Source organism: Mycobacterium sp. NAZ190054 (assembly GCF_001545925.1).
GTDB lineage: Bacteria > Actinomycetota > Actinomycetes > Mycobacteriales > Mycobacteriaceae > Mycobacterium.
The window spans coordinates 1-2,831 of sequence record NZ_LMVQ01000365.1; the positions used below are offsets into that span (position 1 = coordinate 1).

At 65.9% G+C, this 2,831-nt stretch carries 2 protein-coding genes; both read left to right on the forward strand.

What is annotated here, in order from left to right; translation table 11 throughout:
- Positions 1–335: 335 nt before the first annotated feature.
- Complete coding sequence (istA, locus tag ASJ79_RS21740; protein ID WP_067959769.1) at positions 336–1,928, forward strand: IS21 family transposase; 1,593 nt, start codon at positions 336–338, stop codon at positions 1,926–1,928.
- Complete coding sequence (istB, locus tag ASJ79_RS21745; protein ID WP_067959766.1) at positions 1,925–2,728, forward strand: IS21-like element helper ATPase IstB; 804 nt, start codon at positions 1,925–1,927, stop codon at positions 2,726–2,728. The genes istA and istB overlap by 4 nt, the downstream gene beginning before the upstream one ends.
- Positions 2,729–2,831: the final 103 nt, after the last annotated feature.

A 2,831-nucleotide genomic window follows, 5' to 3' on the forward strand; every position in this document is an offset into this window, starting at 1 on the left:
CACCACCAACCTGGCCGTTTCTTCTCGAAACTCAGGTGAGAACTTCTGATATTTCTTCGCCAACCCAGTTCATCCTTTCCAGACCGACCCTATTTGGTCCGCAGTCCGGAGAACAGAGGGCACGCCATGGCTGTGACAGCCTGACTTGGCCCCGGGTGGACGGTTTGAAGTGGCTCCACCTGTGTGGTCGCGGGTGTGCAGTTGTGACGGTCTGATTTGGCCCCGTCTTCACGACACGCCGCGTTGGTTATGGCGACGTGGATTGGCCCCACCTGACGGTGATCACGTGCGTTTCGGATGGCCCGGATCGCGTGGTGATGAAGGTGGGGTGGAGGGTGAGGTCGAAGGTGGAGCAGTTCGCGGCGATCCGCCGGGATCATCGGGTTGAGGGGTTGTCGATCCGGGCGCTGGCCGATAAGCATCGGGTGCACCGGCGCACGGTGCGTCTGGCGTTGGCCTCGGCAGTGCCGCCGGCACGCAAAGTTCCGGCGCGGGTGGCGCCGCGACTGGAGCCGTTCAAGGCCGCTATTGATGAGATGCTGCGCTCGGATCTGGACGCCCCGAAGAAGCAAAGGCACACCGCCCGAAGGGTTCTGGCACGGCTGGTCGATGAGCACGACGCGACCGGGCTGTCGTATTCGACGGTGCGTGATCATGTCCGCAGGCGGCGTCCGCAGATCGCCGCGGAGGCCGGTCGGGCGCTGGAGACAGGGTTCGTGCCGCAAACGTATCGGCCCGGCGCCGAAGCGGAGGTCGACTTTCATGATCTGTGGGTGGTGCTGGCCGGAGTGAAGACCAAGACCGCGTTGTTCACGATGCGGTTGTCGTTCTCGGGGCGGGCGGCCCATCGCGCGTTCGCGACCCAGGGTCAGGAGGCCTTCTTGGAAGGCCACGTGTACGGGTTCGACCGCTTGGGCGGGGTGCCGGTCGACAAAATCCGTTACGACAACCTCAATAGCGCGGTCAAGCAGGTGCTGTTCGGGCGTTCTCGTCAGGAGAACGAACGCTGGATCGCGTTTCGCTCGCACTACGGTTTCGAAGCCTGGTACTGCCAGCCCGGTCATGAGGGCAGCCACGAGAAGGGCGGTGTGGAGGGCGAAGGCGGACGGTTTCGCCGCACCCATTGCGTGCCGATGCCGGTGGTCGAGTCGATCGACGAGCTCAACGCGATGCTGGCTGCAGCTGATGATGCAGATGATCTGCGTCGGATCGCCAACCGCGTCAACACTGTTGGGCAGGACTGGCAGACCGAAAAGCTGGCGTTGCAGCCGATCCCCGGTGAACCGTTCGATACGGCGTTGACGTTGACTCCGCGGGTGGACCGCTACGCCCAGATCATGGTGCGCTGCAATCAGTATTCGGTACCGGCCCGGTTCATCGGGCATCGGCTCCGGGTCAAACTGTCGGCCTCCCACGTCACCGTCTATGACCGCAGCAGCGTGGTCGCACGGCATCCGCGGGCGGTCGGCAAGGGCACCAAGGTCCTGGAGTTGGATCACTACCTGGAGATCCTGGCCCGCAAACCCGGCGCTCTGCCCGGGGCCACCGCCCTGCTGCAAGCCCGGGCAGCCAAGGTGTTCACCGCCGAGCACGACGCCTGGTGGGCCGCAGCGCGGCGGGCCCACGGCGATGCGGCCGGTACCCGGGCGCTGGTGGAGGTGTTGCTGCTGCATCGCCATCTCGACCACGCTGATGTGCTCGCCGGCATCACCGCCGCACTGTCGATTGGCGCCACCAACGCCGATGTGATCGCGCTGGAGGCACGCAAAGCCGCCGAACGGCGCCGCCGCGGCAGCGACACCGACCCCGCAGTCGGGCCCGCCCACGGTGGGCAGGTCCTGGTGCTGGCCGAGCGCCGTCTGCTCGATGCACGTGGGTTGCCCTCGGTCGACCAGTACGACACCCTGCTGGGCCGGGAAACCTCATGAGTACTGCGCGGCGCGATGTCACCGAGCAAGCCGCGGTGGCGGCCATCGAGCAGGGCTGCCGAATGTTGCGGCTACCCACGATCCGTGACCGCTTCGCCGAGATCGCCGCGGCCGCCGAACGCGAGCAGCAGTCTTATCTGGGGTTCCTATCGGAGTTGGTGATCGCCGAGTGCGACGACCGTGATCGGCGCCGCGCCGCGCGCCGCGTGCACGACGCGGGGTTTCCCCGGCCAAAACGGCTCGAAGAGTTCAACTTTGAGGCCAACCCGGCGATCAACCCCGCGGTCGTCGGGACGCTGGGCAGCTTGGCGTGGGTCAAGGCCGGTGAACCGCTGTGCTTGATCGGGGACTCTGGGACCGGCAAGAGCCACCTGCTAATCGGCCTGGGGACCCTAGCCGCCGAATCCGGCTACCGGGTCCGCTACACCCTGGCCAGCAAGCTGGTCAACGAACTCGTCGAAGCCGCCGACGACGCCCAGCTGAGCAAGCTGATCACCCGCTACGGTCGGGTTGATCTGCTACTGATCGATGAGCTGGGCTACCTGCAACTGGATCGCCGCGGCGCCGAACTGTTGTTCCAGGTGCTCACCGAACGCGAAGAACGCTCGGCCGTGGCGATCGCCTCCAACGAACCGTTCTCGGCCTGGACCAAGACATTCACCGACCCGCGGTTGTGCGCGGCGATCGTCGACCGGTTGACCTTCGCCGGACAGATCATCGAAACCGGAACCACCTCCTACCGGCTGGCCCATGCCCGCAAAAGACGCACCAGCACAGCCACTGAGTCCACCCGCAGCTAACCCGCGCCTACACCCTGCGGCGGCTACAGTGACCAGGTTATGTTGGTCGCCGATCTGCACCACTTCCTCGACGTGGGACCCGACACCCCGGGGCCGGCCCGCA